Genomic DNA, 22234 nt, shown 5'->3' with positions numbered 1-22234 from the left:
ATGTATCTTTTTATTAAACAAAAAGCTACTCAACAAGTAATAGCTTATAGAGCGGGGCATTATCTTGAACCATATCGGCTAAAGTATAGTTATCCAACTCGTTAAGGAAACTTTGTACTGCCTGATTAAGCACTTGTTTCAGGCGGCAAGCGGGGGTTATATGACAAAAATCACTACTGCAATTCACCAGAGAAAGAGGTTCTAACTGGCGAACAACATCACCAATTCGAATCTGGTCAGCCGGTTTACCTAACCGTATGCCGCCGTTTTTCCCCCGCACGGCAGTGACCAACCCGACACGGCTCAACTGATTGATTATTTTAACCATATGATTGCGAGACACGCCATAGACCTCAGTTACCTGAGAAATGCTGGTCATTTGGCCTTCAGGTAGCGAGGCCATATAAGTCAGCGCCCGCAAACCATAATCGGTAAAACTTGTTAACTGCACGTATACCCCTGAGTATCAGTTTACTCGGCTTAAACCCATCTAAGATGACACGTTTTGGATAGATTATAAGTGCGATTCTAAGTGCTATTTAGAAACTTATAGTTTGAATGATAAACCAGCCATAAAGCTTGCGGCTAATCTTTTAGATGGAGGGCGAGTCTTTTGATGTAAAACGGCTTATCCGAGGTCACTTCTGCACACAGTCATACCCAAAAATCTTAGCTTTGCAACTAACAACACGGCAACATCAAGTAAGAAAGGTATAAACAATAAACCGGACGTAAGCCCGGTTTATTGGAATCTGAATTCTGATTATTTAGCTATCAGCTAACTAATCATGCATCAAATGGGTCGCGCAGGATCATGGTTTCTTCACGATCTGGGCCGGTAGAAATAATATCAACCGGAACACCTGTCAGCTCTTCTACACGTTTGATGTAGTTCAGGGCTGCCTGTGGCAACTTACTGTGTTCTTTCACGCCAAAAGTAACGTCTGACCAGCCTGGCATGGTTTCGTAGATTGGCTCGATACCTTCCCAACCTTCAGCAGCCAGCGGAGTGGTCGTCACTTCGCGACCATCTGGCATGCGGTAGCCAACACAAAGCTTAACTTCTTTCAGGCCATCCAGCACGTCCAATTTAGTCATGCAGAAGCCAGACAAGGAGTTGATCTGCACAGCACGACGCACCGCAACGATATCCAACCAGCCGGTACGACGGCTACGGCCAGTGGTCGCACCATATTCGTTGCCTTGCTTGCGCAGGAATTCGCCGGTCTCGTCATTCAGTTCAGTCGGGAATGGACCTGCACCTACACGAGTGGAATAAGCTTTAACGATACCCAGTACATAATCAACATAACGTGGACCCAGGCCAGAACCTGTCGCTACGCCACCTGCGGTGGTGTTAGATGAAGTCACATACGGATAAGTACCGTGGTCGATGTCCAGCAAGGTGCCTTGTGCGCCTTCAAACATCATGAAATCGCCACGTTTGCGGGCACCGTCCAACAATTCAGAAACATCAACGACCATTGCGGTCAGAATATCGGCGATAGCCAATACTTCATCCAGCACTTTCTGGTAGTCAACAGCTTCTTCTTTGTAGTAATGCACCAACTGGAAGTTGTGGTAATCCACAATTTCTTTCAGTTTGATCGCGAAAGTTTCTTTGTTGAATAAATCGCCTACACGCAGACCGCGGCGAGCAACTTTATCTTCATAGGCAGGGCCGATACCACGACCGGTAGTACCAATAGCTTTTGCACCACGTGCTTTTTCACGCGCATTATCCAGAGCTACATGATAAGGCAGGATTAATGGGCATGCTTCGGAGAGTAACAGTCGCTCACGTACAGGCACACCGCGCGCTTCAAGTTCTGTCATCTCTTTCATTAAAGCGTCAGGTGCCAGTACAACACCGTTGCCGATGATGCTGATTACGTTTTCACGCAGAATACCTGAGGGAATTAAATGAAGAACGGTTTTCTCACCGTTAATAACCAAAGTATGGCCAGCGTTGTGACCACCTTGATAGCGCACAACATATTTAGCCCGTTCAGTCAGCAGGTCAACGACCTTGCCCTTACCTTCGTCACCCCATTGGGTGCCCAGTACGACGACGTTCTTACCCATCTCAAAAATCACCAGGTTGCTTAAAAAAGGATTCTAACATCTCATTCGGCTGCTTTCAGTAATTTTTAACACATAACTGCACAATTTTTGTGCTTACATTTAGCCACCCATGCGGCTACGCAACATGTAGTAGATAACGACGCCTGCAACCACTAATCCTCCGCCAAAACGACGTAAAGTGGCATCAGGTAATTCAGTCATTGCCTGAATCATTTTGCGCCAGGTTTTGGGGTAAAGCATCGGGCCAAGCCCTTCCAGCACCAAAACCAAACCCAATGCTAACAAGATGGTTGAATTCATTTTCTGTCTCAATCAAATGGAAAAGGCGGCCTAAAATAGAAAAGGCCCGCGTGAACGGGCCTTACTGTTGCTGTCAAAAACCGGCTGTCACGGCAGTCGTTATGGACGTTTGCTAGAGTTATCCGGCGATTTCATGTAGCGGAAGAAATCACTTTCAGGGCTCAGAACCATCACATCGTTGCCGCTGCTGAAGCTATTTTCATACGCGCGCAAGCTACGGATGAAAGCATAGAAGTCTGGATCTTTACTGAATGCGTCAGCAAACAGACGAGCCGCTTCTGCATCACCGCCACCACGCGTAATACGCGCCTGACGTTCTGCTTCTGCCAGAGTACGCGTCACTTCATAGTCAGCTGTTGCACGCAACTTCTCGGCTTCTTCCTGACCTTGCGAACGGTGACGACGGGCTACCGCTTCACGTTCAGCACGCATACGCTGGAAGATAGCGTCAGAGACTTCTGCCGGTAAGTTGATTTGCTTGATACGCACGTCAACCACTTCAATCCCCAGAGCCGCCATGCTGTTCGGGTTAACCGCTGGCTGTTTGCCACGGGTTTCCTGTTCAACACGGGCTGCCGCAGAGGCAATAGCATCATCCGCTTCAGTAGTAACGGCTTCATCGCCCACACTACCGGTATTCAGCGCATCACGAACATCTGAAGTCAGACGACCGCGTGAATCTGTTACGATGTCGCGCACATTCAGGCGACCGATTTCAGAACGCAAACGGTCACTGAATTTACGTTTCAACAGCACTTCAGCCTGAGATACATCACCACCACCGGTGGCCAGATAGTAACGGCTGAAATCGCTGATACGCCATTTCAGGTATGAGTCAACAATCAGGTCTTTTTTCTCGTTGGTCACGAAACGGTCGGCCTGGTTGTCCATGGTTTGAATACGGGCATCCAACGTCTTCACTGTTTCGATAAATGGTATTTTGAAGTGCAGGCCCGGCGCGTACACCAGCGGCTTGTTCTCACTATCACGTAATACCTTGCCAAAGCGCAGTACAATACCGCGTTGACCTTCTTGTACCACAAACAGCGAAGCGTAGAGTGCGACTAACACCACAACGACGATAAGTAAAATAGACTTACGCATTGGTTATTCTCTCCCTACGCGAGTGGAAGTATCACGCTGAGCATTCGCCCGGCGCTGATCCATGATAGAGCCACTGGTTGAACTGGTATTCGAGTTACTTGCACCAGATTCTTGGCTGCTATTAGCAGAGGAAGGCGGATTCAAACGAATCAGACTGGTGTCTTTGTTGCCATCCGTTTTCTCTGTAGCACCTTGTCCACGCAGCAGTTGATCCAACGGCAGCACCATCAGACTATTACCTTTGTCATTCGCCAGCACTTTGCGGGTATGACCGAGGACTTTCTCCATGGTTTCGATATACAGACGCTCACGGGTAATTTCCGGTGCAGCCTTATACTCAGGCAACAACTTAGCAAAACCAGCAACTTCACCCTGCGCTTCCAGCACTTTACGTGCGGCATATGCACGAGCATCTTCTAACAGACGCTGCGCCTGACCATTAGCACGAGGCTGAACTTCGTTGGTGTAAGCTTCTGCTTCACGAATATATTGTTGTTCGTTTTCACGGGCAGCAATCGCATCATCAAATGCCGCTTTAACTTCTTCCGGCGGACGCGCTGCCTGGAAGTTAACGTCCAGCAAAGTAATACCCATTTTGTATGGACGAATAGTTTCTTCCAGTACACGCTGAGTATCGCTACGGACGATGGTACGGCCTTCGGTGAGGATTTTGTCCATGGTGTATTTACCAATAACACCACGCACTGCGCTGTCAGTGGCCTGACGCAGACTGTCATCCGGGTTTGTCACGCTAAATAGATAAGCGGCCGGGTCAGTTACGCGGTACTGGACGTTCATTTCGATACGAACGACGTTTTCATCAGAGGTCAACATGACACCTGAAGCCGCCAATTCACGTACAGACTCGACGTTAACCGGAGTAACTTCATCAATAAAGGTCGGTTTCCAGTTCAAACCTGGCTGTACAATGTGGCTTAATTTACCCAAGCGAGTCACAACACCGCGCTCAGCTTCTTTAATTGTATAGAAACCACTTGCCGCCCAGATAACCACAACCGCAACCACAGCGATACCCACAATACGCCCACTGAAAGCAGGGCCTTGTGTCGCGCCATTATTGCCATTGCCGTTGCCGCCACCCTTGCCTGTGAGGCTACTTAGCTTTTTGCTCAGTTTCCGGAAGATATCATCCAGATCGGGCGGCCCTTGGTCACGGCCACCTTTATTATTATTGTTATTGTTATTTCCGCCAGAGTTGCCGCCATTATTATTGCTGCTCCCCCACGGATCGCGGTCCTGTCCGTTATTACCGGGCTGATTCCACGCCATGTTTTAGCTCCATTCTTCTATGATTGGTTTTCTTCAGGCCAAGAGCACACGCCAAAGAAGCTGGCTCTTAATCTCGCAAAATCAATCAGATAATCAATTAATTAGCCGTACTGGCTCATTAGTAATATAACTGACCAAATCTTGCTCTTGCTTACAGAGACGACGCCAATCAACGATAGGCATTCTTACCACCATACCGACGTTCCCGTCCTCGTCTATCCACTCTTTTTCAATTGCCTGAAGCTGGTAAAAACGGCTGCGTAAACGGCCTGCCTGAGGCGGCAAACGTAATTCAAAGTGTGCGATCTCACCTGAAAGACGCTCCGTTAACGCTTGAAAGAGCAACGGGATACCTGCGCCAGTTTGGGCCGAAAGCCAAACTCTGACTGGCAGATTGTCTTCGTTGCAATCAATTCGCGGGACGAAATCATCCAACAAATCAATTTTATTCATTACTAATAATGTAGGGATTTCATCCGCCTCGATTTCTGCCAATACAGAATCGACTGCGGCCATATTCTCGGCCACCCGAGGATCAGCTGCATCAATAATGTGTAGCAGTAATGAGGCTTGCCGCGTTTCTTGTAATGTCGCTTTAAAAGCAGCAACCAAATCGTGCGGCAAATGCCGGATAAAGCCTACCGTATCCGCCAACACTGTATCGCCCACATCAGCCACAGTAATACGGCGTAAAGTGGGATCCAGCGTGGCAAATAGTTGGTCAGCCGCGTAAACATCAGCTGCCGTAATTTTGTTAAACAGGCTAGATTTACCGGCGTTGGTATATCCCACCAAAGATACTGTCGGAATATCAGCACGGGTGCGCGCGCGCCGCCCCTGCTCACGCTGCTTTGCAACTCGCTCCAAACGGCTCAAAATCAAGCTGATGCGGTCACGTAGCAAACGGCGGTCGGTCTCCAACTGGGTTTCACCTGGCCCTCTTAGGCCGATGCCCCCCTTTTGACGCTCAAGATGCGTCCAACCACGTACCAAGCGGGTCGCAATATGACGCAATTGCGCTAATTCGACCTGCAATTTACCTTCATGGGTACGGGCCCGTTGGGCAAAAATATCTAAAATCAGCCCAGTACGATCAATAACCCGACACTCACACAAACGCTCAAGATTTCGCTCCTGCGCTGCGGAAAGGGCATGATCAAACAAGACAACAGACGCACCACTGGCTTTCACTGCATCAGCAATTTCTACTGCCTTTCCCTCGCCCACAAAAAACTTAGGATGTGGAGCTTTGCGACTACCCGTCACAATTTGCAAAGCTTCTACGCCCGCAGAAGATACCAGCGCTTCGAACTCACGCAGATCCTCTGAGTTTTTGTCTTGCGAGAAATAGATATGAACCAGTACGGCCTGCTCACCGCCTTCATAACGGTCAAACAAACGTGCAACCTCTCAAACGGATCAAAACCGCTAGTGCGGAGAACATAAACCCGAATCCGTTGCTTATGTTCCCCGTCATGGTTGACCAGCAATGCGCTTTATTCAGCGTCATCGCTATCCTGCTGCGGTGATTGCGGCGCAGATGGATTACTACCATGATAATTATTAGTGCTACCACTCGGACTATTGCTGTGATGCGAAACCGGGCGAGAAGGCACAACAGTAGAGATGGCGTGTTTATAAACCATCTGGCTGACTGTATTTTTTAACAGAATGACAAACTGATCAAAAGACTCAACTTGGCCCTGCAGTTTAATACCATTCACTAAATAAATAGAAACCGGAACCCGTTCACGACGCAATGCGTTCAGGAACGGATCTTGCAAAGATTGCCCCTTAGCCATTCTGTATTTTCCTTATTTGCTTGTTGTTATTAACTAAGAACCTATCGGCTCGAAAATAAACTGCGTAAAAAAATCCGCGCGTTGAGTACTAATCAATTGTACACAATCATTCAACCTATGCACTAACAACCTGTATTACAGAGTCTAAAGCCTCTCCCGGCTTATCGCTGTCAAGCCACTGGACTGAACCCCAGCCCCGCAACCAGGTCATTTGGCGCTTTGCCAGTTGGCGTGTCGCACAGATTCCGCGGTAAACCATGTCGTCGTAATCAATCTCACCGGACAGATAAGACCACATCTGCCGATATCCCACACAACGAATGGCTGGCATATCCGTATGCAAATCACCGCGGCCAAAAAGCGCCCTAGCCTCGGTTTCAAACCCTGCATCCAGCATTTGACGAAAACGTAATTCAATCCGCTGGTGCAACAGTTCTCGGCTAACAGGCGCAATCGCAAATTGGTGAACCCGATACGGTAAGGTTTCACCCGAAATTTTAGTCAGTTCTGTTAGAGTTTTACCTGAAATAAAAAAAACTTCCAGTGCTCTGGAGAGCCGTTGGGGATCATTAGGATGAATTCGCGCCGCCGCGACGGGATCGATTTCAGCCAATTGTTGATGTAATGCTTCCCAGCCCAGTTCCGCTGCCTGCTGTTCAATACGCTGGCGCACTTGCGGGTCTGCGCTCGGCAATGGCGATAACCCATCCAACAGCGCTTTAAAGTACAACATAGTGCCGCCCACCAGCAGCGGAATTCGCCCGGCGGTAGTAATCTCGGCCATTTCTTTTAATGCATCTTTACGGAAATCAGCGGCGGAGTATGCTTGCGCGGGATCGCGGATATCAATCAGCCGATGTGGCGCTAATGCAAGCTCTTCTGCGCTGGGTTTCGCGGTGCCGATATCCATACCGCGATAAATCAGGGCAGAATCGACACTGATTAACTCCACAGGTAGCCGTTGTCTCAGCGCAATGGAGAGCGCCGTTTTACCCGAGGCAGTTGGCCCCATAATAAAGATTGCCGGTGGCCGGTCTAGATTTTCAATATCATTCATGTTTCAGGGTTGCCAATGCAGCCTTTATATCAATAGGTTGTAATAGCCCAGTTGGTGGTGATTTTACCAACTGTGGACAAAGACGTTCAACATCTGCCAATAATTGTATCGCTTGAGACACATTCCATACCTCATGTTCACTGCCAAGATGGCGAGAAATCCATGTGGCGAGAGCATCTGGCGATATCTCTTCATGCTGCGACAGATAGCCTAACAGTTCCGGTATCAGTTTTTGTAAATTTTGTTGGCGTAATGGTAAAGATACTGCGCGTAAAGTCGCCTTTTCGTGTTCCACGGCCAATTCTATTCCCATGGTCACTAACAATTTCTGATGACGCTGGCACGCGGCTGCTTCATTTTTATCCAATGTCAGTTTTAAGGGGATTAATAGCGGCTGAGGGCGCAACCCTTCCGCGGGCGGATTCAACTGAGCTTGTTTCAACCAACGCTCAGCAACCCTTAATTCCAGTAATGCCACGCCCTGTTTATATTCAATAAGAGCATAGCAAGGCGGAAACACGGTGAGCACCCGGCCAAAGCTGTAATTATCGCCGTGCAGTGGCTCGTCATTAAGTCTCTGACGTGGCGCAGGCGAGGCCGGAGGTTGGCTAACCGCCGCCGGTTTATTCACTACGGCCGGTTGCACCAGTTGGCGATATAATTCACCTTGTTGTTTTTGGTAGGGTTGACCGGCGTTATAAGTCGGGGCGGGTTCACGAGCGACTGGCCGTGCTGCCATGGCAGCCCGCTCCGGAGAAGAAACTCGTGCTACTGGCGCGGTTTTCGCCGGTTCCGGTTGAGCATATTTATTCCCCCCCGCCGCCACGCGATTTTCTGGTTGCCAGCGCGGGGCGTCGATTTCTTCACCATCTTCATTGATGTTCAGAGTCGGAGTAGCGGCTTGCTGTAAAACCGTGGTAACCGCTTGATAAATAAAATCATGTACTAGCCGCGCTTGATGGAAACGCACTTCATGTTTAGCCGGATGCACATTGACATCCACCTGATGTGGGTCAATATCCAGATACAATACATAGGCGGGTTGCTGGTCATCTTTGAGTAAATCTTGATAAGCCTGGCGGATCGCGTGGTTAATCAGCCGGTCGCGCATCATGCGGTTATTGACGTAACAATATTGCATTTCACTCAGTGTACGGCTGGCAGCAGGGTCTGCTACCCAACCGCGAATCGTCAAATCACCGTGCTGCCAGGAAATCGCCAGCGCATGCTGCAAAAATGCCGGGCCACAGATACTCGCCAGGCGGCGCTCATGTTGGGAAGGGTCAGGCGCGGCGCGATACTGCCGCATTAACTTACCGTTATGGCTAAGATTGATTGCCACATCAAAACGCGCCAGCGCAATGCGCCGCACCACTTCATCAATATGACCAAACTCGGTTTTTTCAGTCCGCATAAATTTGCGACGGGCCGGCGTGTTATAAAACAGATCCAGCACTTCAAGGGTGCTGCCGACCGGATGAGCCGCAGGTTTGATGGTCACCGCCATATCGCGGCCTTCAGCATACGCCTGCCAGGCTTCATTTTGTTCGGCGGTGCGCGATGTCAACATTAGACGCGAGACTGAGCTGATGCTGGCGAGTGCTTCGCCACGAAACCCCATACTGAGGATGGCTTCCAAATCTTCCAGCGAGCTTATTTTACTGGTGGCATGGCGCGCCAATGCTAATACCAAATCGTCTTTACCAATGCCGCAGCCATTATCACGGACACGAATCAGTTTCGCCCCACCACGTTCGATATCAATATCAATCCGTGTCGCACCGGCATCCAAGCTATTTTCTACCAACTCTTTCACCACCGACGCAGGCCGCTCTACCACTTCACCGGCGGCAATTTGGTTAGCAAGCTGTGGTGGTAGAATCTGAATTGGCATAGCAGTTCCTTTCGCTTACGACTGTGGAATAGTGAGAGTTTGCCCCAGTTGGACATTACCTGACTTTATCTTATTCGCCCGCTCAATCTCACTCATCGACACACCATATCTGGCTGCAATAGCCGACAGCGTATCACCGCGTTTTACCTGATGCTTAACCGGCTGGCTTTTGCTCGGCTTGGCTTTCGCCACAGCTTTTGGCGCGGCGATTCCCGAGGCGGGGACTTTCAAGCGCTGCCCCACCCAGACCACATCATTTTTCAGTGTGTTATTTTGCCGCAACACCGCCATGCTGACGCCGTATTGACTGGCAATACCGGATAAAGTTTCGCCGCGTTGGACTTTATGAATCTGGCTTTTACCCGTCGCAGCCGGTTTGGCGGCAGATGATCTGCCGCTGCTTGCTATGTTGCTGACCACCGGCTCTGGCTGGCTAACACTTGAACGCCGTGAAGAAGAATCAACCGCCGCGGTTTCAATTAGCGGACGGTTTTCGACCTTTGGGTCGGCTTGTAGCGGATGCGCGAGGAAATAACTGCGCAAACCTTTATAAATGGCTTGAGCAATTTTCTCCTGATACGCGCTACTGCCAAGCAGCCGCTCCTCCGTACTATTACTGATAAAGCCGGTTTCCACTAACAATGACGGAATATCCGGTGAACGTAACACCCCAAGACTGGCGTGTTCCGGCCGACGTTTGTGAATATCGCCCACTCTTTGCAGCTCATTCAGCACCTTAGTGGCGACGTCATAACCTACCCGCTGTGAGTGACCAAATTGTAAATCCAGCACCGCCTGACTTAAATAAGGGTCAGAGGCGGTGTTGGCCAATACATCACCGGCCCCACCAAGCAGTTCGGATTGTTTCTCATGCTGCTCCAGCCAATTACCCATTTCACTGTTAGCGCGGCGATTCGACAATACCCAAACTGACGCCCCGGTTGCGCTGCGGTTAGGCGCCGCATCAGCATGAATGGAGACCAACACGTTAGCGCCCTGCTTACGCGCCACATCAGAACGGCCCATTACCGAAATAAAATAATCGCCATTGCGGGTCAATACCGGTTTAAACATCGGGTCACTGTTAAGCAGTGCTTCAAGCCGACGGGCGATGGCGATAGTGACACTCTTCTCTTGCAAGCCATTTTGCCCAATCGCACCGGGATCCTGACCACCATGACCGGCATCAATCGCTACCACCACTCGGGAGCTGTTCGCCGCACTGGCAGTGTTGGTCTGGCGGGCAGTTTTGATCGGTCGCGCAGTATTCGTCGTGATGTTCTCGCTGCTCACCACCACAGTCGGCTTGTTGTTAAACGGGTTTTTAGCTACTGACGTGGTATTGGCGCTCGTGATCCGTGATTCCGTATTCGCATTCGTCGCCGGTGAAGTTAACCGCCCGGCATTAGGGCTAGGCGTATTGGTTTGGTTCAGCGGCGTATTATTTGGGCTTAAAGACTGAGTTTGCCGCACAGGGGCACTCGCCGACGCTGTCATGGTGATCACGACGGTGTAATTGTTACCCGACTGCTGAGTCACCGCGTGAGTTTTGACTTTTTGTGTCAATTCCAGCACCAGACGGGTGCTTTGTTCATCTTTCGGGGTACTGGAGCGGATTCTTTTCAGCAGATTCTGCCCACTGAATTCCAGTGGTAATCCGGAAAGATTGCCGCTTTGACGGACATCAAGCACCACCCGCTCGGGTGAATTTAAAGAAAAGAAAGCATAAACCGGCTGACCATCAAAACTGAGTGTCACTTTGCTTTCAGTCGAGCCATTGTTCACCTTAATATCGGTAAGCTTGGCGGCGAATGCAGAAGGCAGAGCAAATAAACTCACCATAATCAGCATTACGGCAGCCAATGATGGTCGCCAGAAAGTCTTTTTCGTCCAACAACCTGGTCGCGTAAAGCTATTTATTAGTCGCGTAGAGCTATGCATCATTATTAAATCGTCCTTGCACAGCAGCTAAACGGCGCAATACATCCGCGCCGGCATCAGAAAGGGCCACCAGGCGGGCTTCGCGCCCCTCGGCCTGATAAGTCAAATGCAGCTCAACATCCGCTTGAGGTAAGAACCCAGCCCCTTGTTGTGGCCATTCCACCAGGCAAATTGCTTGCTTATCAAAGTAATCACGAATGCCCATAAACTCCAGCTCCTCGGGGTCAGCCAGACGATATAGGTCAAAATGGTAAACCGGCCTTGGGGCTAGCGCATAAGGTTCAACCAAGGTATAAGTCGGGCTTTTAACATGCCCTGAATGGCCAAGGGCCTGAAGAAAGCCACGGCTAAAAGTTGTTTTTCCGGCACCTAAGTCACCGAACAGATAAATAACGCTGGCACCCTCGAAGGCCTGAGCCAAAGTGCCCCCTAATGCAACGGTCGCTGCCTCATCAGGCAGAGGTAAAACGAGTTCTTTCATTCTGTGATATCTATTTTGCTAACTCAGGATTAACGTACTTCGGAATAACTGACAGCAAATCTGTGGCCAGTAAACCCCGGGTGCCTTGAACTTCAGCCAGTTTGTCTGCGGCAACGCCATGCACAACACAACCTGCACAGGCGGCATCATACAGCACCAGCTTTTGTGCTATCAAACTCCCAATAATGCCGGACAGAATATCCCCCATACCGCCGGAGGCCATACCCGCATTACCGACATCAGCAATCGCCATCTCGCCCTGTTCACTGGCAATAAGAGTACCAGCCCCTTTCAAGACCACCACACCACCATATTGTTTAACGATGTTACGGGCAGAAAGTAAGCGGTCACTCTCAATATCAGCAACGCGGCAACCGAGCAGGCGGGCAGCTTCGCCAGGATGGGGAGTTAATACCCGATTCTGACGCTTCAGCGGATTTAATGCCAGCAAGTTGAGTGCATCAGCGTCCCATAATGCTGGTTTATCACTTTGTTGCAATAAATTCAGAGCATTTCGGCCCCAATCAGATTGCCCTAACCCCGGGCCGACCACCAATACATCAGCCCAACTCATACTTTGCGCCAGGGTTTCAGGGGTTAACTCCTGCACCATTAGCTCTGGACGAGCGGCCAAAATCGGGGCCACATGCTCAATGTGAGTAAGCACTCGCACCAGCCCAGCACCGCTACGCAGCGCAGCTTCTCCCGCCATGCGAATCGCGCCGCCAAACCCTTTATCGCCCCCTACCAGCAATAACCGCCCATGCTCACCTTTATGGGCGCAAGGGCGACGCGGTTTCAACCATTGTGGCAAATTACCGGCGGTCAGGCGCTCAATTTGGACGGGTTGAGCAGCCAGCCAGGGTGTCAATCCTAAATCATTACAGTGTAAATGCCCGACCCAATCACGGGCTTGCCCAGTGAGCAAACCGGGCTTTAGGGTGACAAACGTCAGAGTGTGATCCGCGCGAATGACGGAGCCGGGAGCCGCACCGCTATCAGCACTCAGCCCTGACGGGATATCCAAGGCGATTTTTGCTGCACGGTGGCGGTTTGCCGTGTCAATCAACGTAGCATAAACACCTTGCGGCGCGGCTCGCAGGCCAATACCTAGCAAACCATCAATAATTAAATCGATATGTTGTGGCCATAAGATATCAGGTTGATTAATCACGCCGCCCGCTGCCAGCCATTGAGATTGCGCCTGATGGGCTTCTGCGGGCAGGGGCCGATTGCCAGGGCAAGCAATCAGTGTCACATTCAGACCCGCGGCCAATGCCCGGCTGGCAACAATGTAGCCATCGCCACCATTATTACCGTGGCCGCATAAAATCAGCCAGTGGTGCGCGGCGGGGTATTGCTTTCGCGCCAGTTCAAATGCGGCGTTTCCTGCTCTCACCATCAGGTCAAATAAGCTCAGGGAGAAGTGTGCCGCGGCAACCGCCTCATTCTGGCGCACCCAGTCCGCAGAAAAAACAGAGTGTGGTAAACTAATACCGATTTGTTTCTTACTATGGTCCGTCATGGCACACCCCCTCGATCTGAATCAATTAGCCCAACATATCAAGCAATGGGGGCAATCGCTAGGTTTCCAGCAAGTCGGTATCTGCGATACAGATTTGTCAGCCGAAGAACCGCGGTTACAGGCGTGGCTTGATAAACAATATCATGGCGAAATGGCCTGGATGGCCCGCCACGGTATGCTGCGCGCGCGCGCGCATGAATTATTGCCTGGCACTTTGCGGGTGATCAGCGTGCGAATGAATTACCTGCCTGCCAAGGCCGCATTTGCCAGCACATTAAAGAATTCAGAACTCGGCTATATCAGCCGTTATGCCTTAGGCCGTGATTATCATAAATTGTTACGCCAACGCCTGAAAAAATTGGGTGACATGATTCAAAATTATTGTCTGGAGCAGGCGGCCGGTGATGTCAATTTCCGCCCGTTCGTCGATTCTGCGCCAATAATGGAGCGTTCCCTGGCGGCTAAAGCGGGCATTGGCTGGGTTGGTAAGCACTCACTAATTTTAAATCGTGAGGCCGGTTCCTGGTTCTTCCTGGGTGAGTTGCTCATTGACCTGCCGCTGCCCGTCGATAAACCGCAAGAAGAACAATGCGGGCGCTGCGTTGCTTGCATGACCACCTGCCCGACTGGGGCTATCGTCGCGCCCTATACTGTTGATGCTCGCCGCTGCATTTCCTATCTAACTATTGAGTTGGAGGGCGCGATACCGGAAGAGTTTCGTCCCCTGATGGGCAATCGTATTTATGGTTGTGATGATTGCCAGCTTATCTGCCCGTGGAACCGCTTCTCCCAATTAACTGACGAAGAAGATTTCAGCCCTCGCGCAGTGCTGCACACTCCACAGTTGCTGGATTTATTTAGCTGGAATGAAGAGAAATTTTTACGGATAACCGAAGGCTCCGCCATTCGGCGAATTGGGCACCTGCGCTGGTTGCGTAATATCTCTGTGGCATTGGGCAATGCGCCCTATCTCGACAATGTTGTATTGGCACTGAAAGCACGCCGCGGCATTAATCCGATGTTAGATGAACATATTGAGTGGGCAATTTCACAACAATTAAAAAGACGGTCTACACTGATTGGGGATGTTCAGTCACCGCAGAAAAAACGGCTGGTGAGAGCGATTGAAAAAGGCCTGCCACGAGATGCCTGATACCGCGGTTACCTAATATTGCTTAATCTTGAGCAGAGTTTTTTTAACTATTTTTATTATGAATAAACCCAGACTTTTCCTGTGTATAAAAATAAAAACACCTTGTCAATCAAGTGTAAAAAAAAAGTACAAGTGATCAGCATAACGTTTTCACATAAATATATATGCAAACAAATCAAATATTTATAAAACAGGAAATTAAAGCGGTTGATTTATGAACTGAATATAAAAACAGCAGAATCTGTGGATAACTCTGTTGAAGAATTTAATACAATGTATGTGCAATGGGGCGCAGCGTATGATTGGGCTGTGGATAATTAAGACAAGATTGAATGAAACATTTTGGAGCGGGAAACGAGACTCGAACTCGCGACCCCGACCTTGGCAAGGTCGTGCTCTACCAACTGAGCTATTCCCGCATTGAGATGCCGTTAAAACAGCATTTGACTATCTGAAATGACCAGCGCAAAAAAATAAAAATTTGGAGCGGGAAACGAGACTCGAACTCGCGACCCCGACCTTGGCAAGGTCGTGCTCTACCAACTGAGCTATTCCCGCGTCGCTGTCATGCACTATAAAAGAAAAACAGCGCATCAACTTCTATACTTTTTATCTCTATACTGATTATTTCTTTATGACCAATCTCTTTTGATTCAAGAAATTGGAGCGGGAAACGAGACTCGAACTCGCGACCCCGACCTTGGCAAGGTCGTGCTCTACCAACTGAGCTATTCCCGCTCTGTGTCACACTTTCCAGTACTGAATCTGTTTGCGCAAGCTCGCGAATTCTTCATCGGTACGGGGTGCGCATTATACGAGAAATCCGTTTTGCCGCAAGCCCCTGAAAGCAAAAAAATCATTTTTCGGTTTAAGTGCCGATTAAAACAGCAATATGATGTTTTTACCAGCACCATGCAAAGCATAAACCCAAAGTTATTGAAATTTCAGGCCAGGCTACCAGCTAACACCCCCACAGCTTCAAGGCCGAAAGGTTCCCCAAAGTCATTGGAGTTGTGGGTAGGCAGCCAGCAAACGCATCCCGCTGAGCTTACATCAGTAAGTGATTCGGGTAAGTGCGCGCAGCTAACACCCCCACAGCTTCAAGGCCGAAAGGTTCCCCAAAGTCATTGGAGTTGTGGGTAGGCAGGCAGCAAACGCATCCCGTTGAGCTTACATCAGTAAGTGATTCGGGTAAGTGCGCGCAGCTAACACCCCCACAGCTTCAAGGCCGAAAGGGATTAAGATTGAATAAAATGTTCGCGATAATAAGCAAGCTCGGCCACTGACTCGCGGATATCATCCAGTGCCTGATGAGTATTTTTCTTTTTAAAACCCGCCAGAATCTCAGGTTTCCAGCGGCGGGCCAGTTCTTTTAAGGTGCTGACATCCAGATAACGGTAATGGAAGTAAGCTTCAAGCTCTGGCATATAGCGGAACAGGAAGCGCCGGTCTTGACCCACGCTGTTACCGCAAATAGGGGAAACGCCTGCCGGAACCCACTGCTTTAGAAATTCAATTGTTTGCAACTCAGCATCGCTATCACTAAAGGGGCTGTCTTTAACGCGCTGAACCAAGCCACTGCCGGTATGCGTGCGCACATTCCACTCATCCATTAGCCCAAGCTGCTCATCAGACTGGTGGACGGCCAACACCGGGCCTTCCGCCAGGATATTCAGGTTAGCATCGGTAACCAGTGTGGCTATCTCGATGATCCGATCCCGCTGCGGATCAAGACCGGTCATTTCTAGATCGATCCAGATTAGATTATTTTGATTTTCTGCCATGATTTTTCCTGCCTGTTAGCGGGTGAGCTACCGAACAAACGGTTAATTGATAAAATAATGTGTATCATAGCCCTTTTGGTCGCAACCAGCGATATACCCAAAGAAATTGGAGTTGCAGGCAGGCAGCAAGCGAACGAGTTCCGATGAGCTTACTCAAGTAAGTGATTCGGATGAGTGAACGTAGCGAACACCCCTGCGGCTTCAAATACTAAGGGTATTAATGCAGATTCAAGTGAGGCACAGTGAGTAAGAATAAACTGTCGAAAGGTCAGCAACGCCGTGTACAGGCTAACCATCAGCGCCGGCTACGCACTGATAGAAAACCTGAGTTAGATGACTCTCAGCTTGGCGATGCGCAAGAAGGTATCGTAATCAGTCGCTTCGGTCAGCATGCTGATGTCGAAGCTGCCGATGGTGTTCAGCATCGTTGTAATATCCGCCGTACCATCAAGTCACTGGTGACGGGTGACCGTGTGGTTTGGCGTCCCGGCCTGCAAGCGCAGGAAGGTGTGCGAGTTAAAGGTATTGTCGAAGCCGTTCATGAGCGGACATCCGTTCTAACGCGCCCTGATTTGTATGACGGTGTGAAGCCGATCGCCGCGAATATTAATCAGATTGTGATCGTTTCGGCGATTTTGCCCGAACTTTCGCTCAATATCATCGACCGCTATCTGGTGGCCTGTGAAACATTAGATGTCGAGCCGTTAATCGTACTGAATAAAATCGATTTACTGGACGCCGATGGCCGTAAATTCGTTGATGGCATGATGGATATCTATCGCCGTATTGGCTACAACGTATTAGAAGTTTCCAGCCAAACCCGTGAAGGGATGGAAGCCTTTGAACAGGCGCTAGCTGGGCGGATAAGTATCTTTGCCGGTCAGTCAGGGGTGGGTAAATCCAGCCTATTGAATGCCTTGTTGCCGCCAACAGATAATGAAATTTTGGTCAATACCGTGTCCGGCAACTCAGGGCTGGGCCAGCACACCACCACCGCCGCTCGTTTATATCACTTCCAGCATGGTGGTGATGTGATTGATTCACCGGGGGTACGTGAATTCGGTCTGTGGCATCTGGCTCCGGAACAAATTACGCAAGGTTTTGTCGAATTCCGTGATTATCTTGGTCATTGCAAGTTCCGCGATTGTAGCCACACCACCGATCCCGGCTGTGCGCTGCGCGAAGCGGTAGAGCAAGGTAAAATTGCCGAGGAGCGCTTTGATAATTATCATCGCATTCTGGAAAGTATGGAGCAGGCGAAGCCGCGCAAGACATCAGATAGTGATGAGAAATAGTGGCGAAAAATGATGTTTTAGTCGCAGCTTTCTATTCGATACAATTTATCACAAACAGCTTACCCAAGAGGTCTACGTGCTGGATAGTCTCAAAATCAGATTACAATATTTACTTCCTAAGCTTGGTCTGACCCGTTTGGCGGGCTGGGGCGCAGATAAACAAGGTGGCTGGTTGACGCAACTGGTTATCAAGGCGTTTGCTCGCTATTACAAAGTTGATATGAAAGAAGCACAAGCACCTGAATTCTCTGCTTATCGCACATTTAACGAATTCTTTGTGCGCCCGCTCCGTGCCGGTGCGCGCCCCGTTGTGGTTGAAGAAAATCTATTAGTTCAACCCGCTGATGGCGCTATCAGTCAGTTAGGCACCATTCATGATGGGCAAATCTTGCAGGCAAAAGGCCACGACTACAGTGTGGAAGCTTTGTTGGCAGGTAACTATATGCTGGCTGCTGAGTTCCAGAATGGGCAGTTCGTCACCACTTATCTGGCTCCGCGCGATTATCACCGCGTGCATATGCCATGTGATGGTGTGTTGCGTGAAATGATTTATGTTCCGGGTGATTTATTCTCGGTCAATCCATTGACCGCAGCGAATGTTCCTAACCTGTTCGCCCGTAACGAGCGCGTCATTTGTATCTTTGACACCGCCTTTGGCCCGATGGCACAAATTCTGGTGGGTGCCACTATCGTGGGCAGCATAGAAACCGTCTGGGCGGGCACTATTACCCCACCGCGGGAAGGTGTGATTCGCCGCTGGACTTACCCGCAGGCTGGGGCTGAAGGTGCTGTCACGCTGGAGAAAGGGCAAGAAATGGGCCGCTTTAAGTTGGGCTCGACGGTGATTAACTTGTTTGCTGAGGGCAAAGTACATTTAGCGCCACAGTTAAACAGCGGTTCGGTTACCCGCATGGGTGAAGTATTAGCCGAAGCTATCCCCGCGACCCCGCCGTGCTAGCTCTCGGCTGACAAGACATTGATGTTAAGGAACCCTTACGTGCGCCTAATAATTTCATGGTTTTCAGCCATTTTACTGTCATTAGTCATGTTGTTGTCCCTGCCGCTTCATGCGGCAACTCAGCCGAATGAAGATCAGCTCAGACAAGAGCTGAAACAGGCTGAAGCCAATAAAGGGATGGTAAATCAGGCAGAAATTGTTCAGGCGCTGCAAGGGGCTCTTAGTTGGTTAGCGGATGCCAAAGAATCTGATATCCGCGCCCAGCAGTATCAAAAAGCCATTGATGACTTTCCTAAGCTCACCCGTGAGTTACGCCAACAATTGGCGCAGGAAGGGGATAAACCCCTGCCAGTCCCTAATAATCTGTCCACGTCCGAACTGGAACAGCAAGTGCTGCAAGTCAGCAGCCAATTATTAGAGTTAAGCCGCCTGTCACAGCAGGAGCAAGACCGCGCACGGGAAATCAGTGAGTCACTGAATCAGCTGCCGCAACAACAATCAGAAGCCCGGCGCATTCTGGCAGAAATCAGCACGCGACTTCAGGCGCAAAGTAGCCCCACCACCCCAGTAGCACAAGCGCAGTTGGCATTATTGCAAGCTGAAGCCGTGGCCCGCAAAGCGAAAGCCAATGAGCTGGAGCTTTCCCAACTCTCCGCCAATAATCGCCAAGAGCTTTCCCGGCTACGGGCCGAGCTATACAAAAAGCGCCAGGAGCGGGTCGATGCTCAACTCCAGAGCTTGCGTAACAACCTGAATAGTCAGCGCCAACAAGCCGCAGAACAAGCGCTCGAGCGCACAGAATTACTGGCCGAACAAGGCGGTGATTTACCTGAATCTATTACCCAACAGTTGCAAATAAACCGCGATTTGTCTCAAGCGCTAAATCAGCAAGTGCAGCGCATTGACCTGATTTCCTCGCAGCAACGCCAGGCCGTCACACAAACTCAGCAGGTTCGTCAGGCACTTAGCACTATCCGTGAGCAAGCTCAATGGTTGGGGGTTTCAACCGCATTGGGTGAAGCATTGCGAGCACAAGTGGCGAGGTTGCCCGATGTGCCCAAAAATCAGCAATTGGATCGCGATATGGCCCAATTGCGAGTTCAACGTCTGCAATATGAAGACATGCTGGAGAAGTTACAGCAGCAAAATGTCAAATTAACACAAGACGATGGCACGCCACTGACCACTGAGCAACAGCGAATTCTCGATGCTCAGTGGCGCACGCAGCGCGAATTACTGAATTCTCTGTTATCCGGTTATGACACTCAGATTCTTGAGCTGACCAAGCTGAAAGTGGCCAACAGTCAGTTAGTGGATGCCTTAAGTGAAGTTCGCGAAGCGACCCACCGCTACCTGTTTTGGGTGGCGGATGTTAGCCCGATATCACTCTCTTATCCGCTTAACGTCGCCCATGACCTCACCCGTTTGCTGTCACTCGACACCCTTTCGCAGCTCAGCCAAGCCTTTGTCATGATGATGACTAGCCAAGAAACATTGCTGCCAATTATTGGCGCGCTACTGTTTGTCGGTTTCAGTATCAGCTCTCGCCGCCATTATCATGCTTTCCTGGAGCGCGCCAGCAGCCGTGTTGGCAAGGTTACACAAGACCATTTCTCCCTGACGTTGCGCACCGTATTCTGGTCCATTCTGATGGCGTTGCCGTTGCCTGTCTTATGGGCGGCGGTCGGATATGGTTTGCAAAATGCCTGGTCATATCCGATGGCTATCGCCATTGGTAATGCTGTCACCGCGACCGTGCCGGTGCTGTGGGTATTTATGATAAGCGCCTCATTTGCCCATCCACATGGCCTGTTTATTACCCACTTCCGCTGGTCACCAACCCAAGTGGGCCGGGCAATGCGCTTCTATCGCATGTCAGTGTGGTTGATTATCCCACTGATGATGGCGCTGATTACATTCGAGAATTATAACGACCGCGAATTCGCTGGCACACTGGGCCGGCTGTGCTTTATTTTGCTGTGTATTGCCTTAAGTTTGGTCACCAACAGCTTGAAGCGGGCGGGTATTCCACTCTATCTGGATAAAAAAGGTTCTGGCGATAATATTGTTAACACCGCGCTATGGGGGCTTTTACTGTCTGCGCCATTGATGGCAGCATTGGCATCTGCTCTGGGTTATCTCACCACGTCACAAGCATTGTTAGCCCGTCTGGAAACCTCGGTCGCTATCTGGTTCTTCTTGTTGGTGGTTTATCATATTATCCGCCGCTGGATGCTGATTCAGCGCCGCCGCATTGCCTTTGATCGCGCCAAACAGCGCCGTGCTGATATTCTGGCGCAACGTGCCCGTGGCGAAGACGATACAATACCGCACAATAACAGCACGGAAGGCTCCATTGATGTTGAAGAACCGGTGATTGATCTGGATGTGATCAGCGCGCAGTCTCTGCGACTGGTGCGATCCATTCTGACCATGATCGCGTTAGTTTCTGTGATAGTGCTGTGGTCTGAGATTCATTCAGCTTTTGGTTTCCTGGAAAATATTCGCTTGTGGGACTCGTCATCGACGATAAACGGTATTGAGTCAGTACAGGCGATCACCATGGGATCACTGCTGATCGCTATTCTGGTGATGATCGTGACAACCCAACTGGTGCGTAATTTCCCAGCCCTGCTGGAGCTGGCACTGTTACAACATTTGGATCTGACCCCCGGAACCGGCTATGCCATCTCCACGATTACCAAATATCTGTTGATCCTGATTGGGGGTTTGGTTGGTTTTTCTATGCTGGGAATCGAATGGGCGAAATTCCAATGGCTGGTTGCTGCTCTGGGTTTGGGGCTAGGCTTTGGTTTGCAGGAGATTTTCGCCAACTTCGTCTCCGGCTTGATCATCTTGTTTGAAAAACCGATCCGCATCGGCGATACCGTGACTATCCGTGACCTCACCGGTAGCGTCACCAAAATTAATACTCGCGCCACGACCATCTCAGATTGGGATCGTAAAGAAATTATCGTGCCGAATAAGGCCTTTATTACTGAGCAATTTATTAACTGGTCGCTGTCGGATTCCATTACCCGTGTGGTCTTGACGGTACCGGCCCCAGCAGAAACCAGTAGCGAAGAAGTGACGGAAGTATTACTGACCGCGGCGCGCCGCTGTACCTTGGTCTTGGATAACCCGCCACCCGAGGTCTATTTGGTCGATCTCCAGCAAGGGATCCAAATTTTCGAGCTGCGTATTTACGCCGCCGAAATGGGCCACCGTATGCCGCTGCGTCATGAGATTCATCAGTTGATTCTGGCCGGTTACCGCGAGCACGGTATTACTCTGCCATTCCCACCTTTCCAGGCCCGTCTGGAAACTTTGGGCCGTGGGCGCGTGGTTTCGTCGAATCGCAGCCGCACACCGGGCAGCTTGTAAGATCAGTGAGTAAGAAACAAAAATGCCCTGAACCTTCACAGGTCAGGGCATTTCTTTTAACACCGCTGCGGCGCCAAGAACACTCGCATTCCTCAAAGTCATTGGTGTTACAGCAAGGCAGCAAATAAGCGCATCCCGATGAGCTTACTGTAGTAAGTGATTCGGGTGAGCGAGTGCAGCG

17 protein-coding genes and 3 tRNA genes are annotated in these 22234 nt (G+C 50.1%); 4 read left to right on the top strand and 16 right to left on the bottom strand.

Annotation, left to right across the window (positions count from 1 at the left end):
• Positions 1–25: 25 nt before the first annotated feature.
• From nsrR to nnr, 12 genes are all read right to left on the bottom strand, one after another.
• Positions 26–451, bottom strand: coding sequence for a nitric oxide-sensing transcriptional repressor NsrR (nsrR, locus tag DXZ79_RS02360; RefSeq protein ID WP_004707017.1), 426 nt, complete (start codon positions 449–451; stop codon positions 26–28).
• Between the two features lie 335 nt (positions 452–786).
• A complete protein-coding gene (locus tag DXZ79_RS02355) occupies positions 787–2085 on the bottom strand; it encodes an adenylosuccinate synthase (RefSeq protein ID WP_038636925.1) in 1299 nt (432 codons plus the stop codon).
• Positions 2086–2184: 99 nt separating this feature from the next.
• Positions 2185–2385: a DUF2065 family protein gene (locus tag DXZ79_RS02350; protein ID WP_004392478.1), complete on the bottom strand. Its 201-nt coding sequence runs from the start codon at positions 2383–2385 to the stop codon at positions 2185–2187.
• Positions 2386–2484: 99 nt separating this feature from the next.
• Positions 2485–3489 (bottom strand): protease modulator HflC, encoded by a 1005-nt coding sequence (gene hflC / locus DXZ79_RS02345; RefSeq protein WP_038636928.1) that lies wholly within the window; start codon positions 3487–3489, stop codon positions 2485–2487.
• A 3-nt stretch (positions 3490–3492) separates the two neighbouring features.
• Entirely contained in the window at positions 3493–4779 is a 1287-nt protein-coding gene (hflK, locus tag DXZ79_RS02340) for an FtsH protease activity modulator HflK (RefSeq protein ID WP_038636930.1), read from the bottom strand.
• A 93-nt stretch (positions 4780–4872) separates the two neighbouring features.
• On the bottom strand, positions 4873–6177 hold the full coding sequence (hflX, locus tag DXZ79_RS02335; RefSeq protein ID WP_120011068.1) for a ribosome rescue GTPase HflX: 1305 nt from the start codon (positions 6175–6177) through the stop codon (positions 4873–4875).
• A gap of 98 nt (positions 6178–6275) precedes the next feature.
• Positions 6276–6581, bottom strand: coding sequence for an RNA chaperone Hfq (gene hfq, locus DXZ79_RS02330; protein ID WP_042562589.1), 306 nt, complete (start codon positions 6579–6581; stop codon positions 6276–6278).
• 115 nt (positions 6582–6696) lie between these two features.
• Complete coding sequence (miaA, locus tag DXZ79_RS02325) at positions 6697–7638, bottom strand: tRNA (adenosine(37)-N6)-dimethylallyltransferase MiaA (RefSeq protein WP_038636936.1); 942 nt, start codon at positions 7636–7638, stop codon at positions 6697–6699.
• Positions 7631–9532: a DNA mismatch repair endonuclease MutL gene (gene mutL, locus DXZ79_RS02320; protein ID WP_120011067.1), complete on the bottom strand. Its 1902-nt coding sequence runs from the start codon at positions 9530–9532 to the stop codon at positions 7631–7633. The genes miaA and mutL overlap by 8 nt, the downstream gene beginning before the upstream one ends.
• Before the next feature lie 15 nt (positions 9533–9547).
• Positions 9548–11383, bottom strand: coding sequence for an N-acetylmuramoyl-L-alanine amidase AmiB (amiB, locus tag DXZ79_RS02315; protein ID WP_050291543.1), 1836 nt, complete (start codon positions 11381–11383; stop codon positions 9548–9550).
• A gap of 82 nt (positions 11384–11465) precedes the next feature.
• Positions 11466–11954 (bottom strand): tRNA (adenosine(37)-N6)-threonylcarbamoyltransferase complex ATPase subunit type 1 TsaE, encoded by a 489-nt coding sequence (tsaE, locus tag DXZ79_RS02310; RefSeq protein WP_038636943.1) that lies wholly within the window; start codon positions 11952–11954, stop codon positions 11466–11468.
• A 10-nt stretch (positions 11955–11964) separates the two neighbouring features.
• On the bottom strand, positions 11965–13479 hold the full coding sequence (gene nnr, locus DXZ79_RS02305) for a bifunctional ADP-dependent NAD(P)H-hydrate dehydratase/NAD(P)H-hydrate epimerase (RefSeq protein ID WP_038636945.1): 1515 nt from the start codon (positions 13477–13479) through the stop codon (positions 11965–11967).
• Between nnr and queG the strand changes: the two genes are divergently transcribed.
• Positions 13478–14632, top strand: coding sequence for a tRNA epoxyqueuosine(34) reductase QueG (queG, locus tag DXZ79_RS02300; protein ID WP_038636948.1), 1155 nt, complete (start codon positions 13478–13480; stop codon positions 14630–14632). The two genes, nnr and queG, sit on opposite strands and share 2 nt — an antisense overlap.
• 343 nt (positions 14633–14975) lie before the next feature.
• On the opposite strand, the gene DXZ79_RS02295 is transcribed toward queG, so the two are convergent.
• The 4 genes from DXZ79_RS02295 to orn form a co-directional block, all read right to left on the bottom strand.
• Positions 14976–15051, bottom strand: a tRNA-Gly gene (locus tag DXZ79_RS02295).
• A 63-nt stretch (positions 15052–15114) separates the two neighbouring features.
• Positions 15115–15190 (bottom strand) — tRNA-Gly (locus DXZ79_RS02290).
• A 104-nt stretch (positions 15191–15294) separates the two neighbouring features.
• Positions 15295–15370: transfer RNA gene (locus DXZ79_RS02285), tRNA-Gly, on the bottom strand.
• A 500-nt stretch (positions 15371–15870) separates the two neighbouring features.
• Positions 15871–16416, bottom strand: coding sequence for an oligoribonuclease (orn, locus tag DXZ79_RS02275; RefSeq protein ID WP_038636953.1), 546 nt, complete (start codon positions 16414–16416; stop codon positions 15871–15873).
• 242 nt (positions 16417–16658) lie between these two features.
• Here orn and rsgA point away from each other — a divergent pair, with 242 nt between their 5' ends.
• The 3 genes from rsgA (at position 16659) to mscM (ending at position 22053) form a co-directional block, all read left to right on the top strand.
• On the top strand, positions 16659–17711 hold the full coding sequence (gene rsgA, locus DXZ79_RS02270; protein ID WP_038636955.1) for a small ribosomal subunit biogenesis GTPase RsgA: 1053 nt from the start codon (positions 16659–16661) through the stop codon (positions 17709–17711).
• A 76-nt stretch (positions 17712–17787) separates the two neighbouring features.
• Positions 17788–18669, top strand: coding sequence for an archaetidylserine decarboxylase (gene asd, locus DXZ79_RS02265; protein WP_038636959.1), 882 nt, complete (start codon positions 17788–17790; stop codon positions 18667–18669).
• A 39-nt stretch (positions 18670–18708) separates the two neighbouring features.
• On the top strand, positions 18709–22053 hold the full coding sequence (gene mscM, locus DXZ79_RS02260) for a miniconductance mechanosensitive channel MscM (RefSeq protein ID WP_038636962.1): 3345 nt from the start codon (positions 18709–18711) through the stop codon (positions 22051–22053).
• The last annotated feature ends 181 nt before the right edge of the window (positions 22054–22234 follow it).

Origin of the sequence: Yersinia rochesterensis (assembly GCF_003600645.1) — a bacterium.
Taxonomy (GTDB): domain Bacteria; phylum Pseudomonadota; class Gammaproteobacteria; order Enterobacterales; family Enterobacteriaceae; genus Yersinia; species Yersinia rochesterensis.
The sequence above is the reverse complement of the archived record's forward strand: the minus strand, read 5'-3'. Positions and strand labels throughout refer to the sequence as shown.

Excerpts from the sequence above, each read along its gene's own strand:
- DXZ79_RS02355 (WP_038636925.1), bottom strand. The coding sequence starts at position 2,085 with ATGGGTAAGAACGTCGTCGTACTGGGCACCCAATGGGGTGACGAAGGT.
- DXZ79_RS02350 (WP_004392478.1), bottom strand. The coding sequence starts at position 2,385 with ATGAATTCAACCATCTTGTTAGCATTGGGTTTGGTTTTGGTGCTGGAA.
- hflC (WP_038636928.1), bottom strand. The coding sequence starts at position 3,489 with ATGCGTAAGTCTATTTTACTTATCGTCGTTGTGGTGTTAGTCGCACTC.
- hflK (WP_038636930.1), bottom strand. The coding sequence starts at position 4,779 with ATGGCGTGGAATCAGCCCGGTAATAACGGACAGGACCGCGATCCGTGG.
- hfq (WP_042562589.1), bottom strand. The coding sequence starts at position 6,581 with ATGGCTAAGGGGCAATCTTTGCAAGATCCGTTCCTGAACGCATTGCGT.
- miaA (WP_038636936.1), bottom strand. The coding sequence starts at position 7,638 with ATGAATGATATTGAAAATCTAGACCGGCCACCGGCAATCTTTATTATG.
- mutL (WP_120011067.1), bottom strand. The coding sequence starts at position 9,532 with ATGCCAATTCAGATTCTACCACCACAGCTTGCTAACCAAATTGCCGCC.
- amiB (WP_050291543.1), bottom strand. The coding sequence starts at position 11,383 with ATGCTGATTATGGTGAGTTTATTTGCTCTGCCTTCTGCATTCGCCGCC.
- tsaE (WP_038636943.1), bottom strand. The coding sequence starts at position 11,954 with ATGAAAGAACTCGTTTTACCTCTGCCTGATGAGGCAGCGACCGTTGCA.
- queG (WP_038636948.1), top strand. The coding sequence starts at position 13,478 with ATGGCACACCCCCTCGATCTGAATCAATTAGCCCAACATATCAAGCAA.
- nnr (WP_038636945.1), bottom strand. The coding sequence starts at position 13,479 with ATGACGGACCATAGTAAGAAACAAATCGGTATTAGTTTACCACACTCT.
- orn (WP_038636953.1), bottom strand. The coding sequence starts at position 16,416 with ATGGCAGAAAATCAAAATAATCTAATCTGGATCGATCTAGAAATGACC.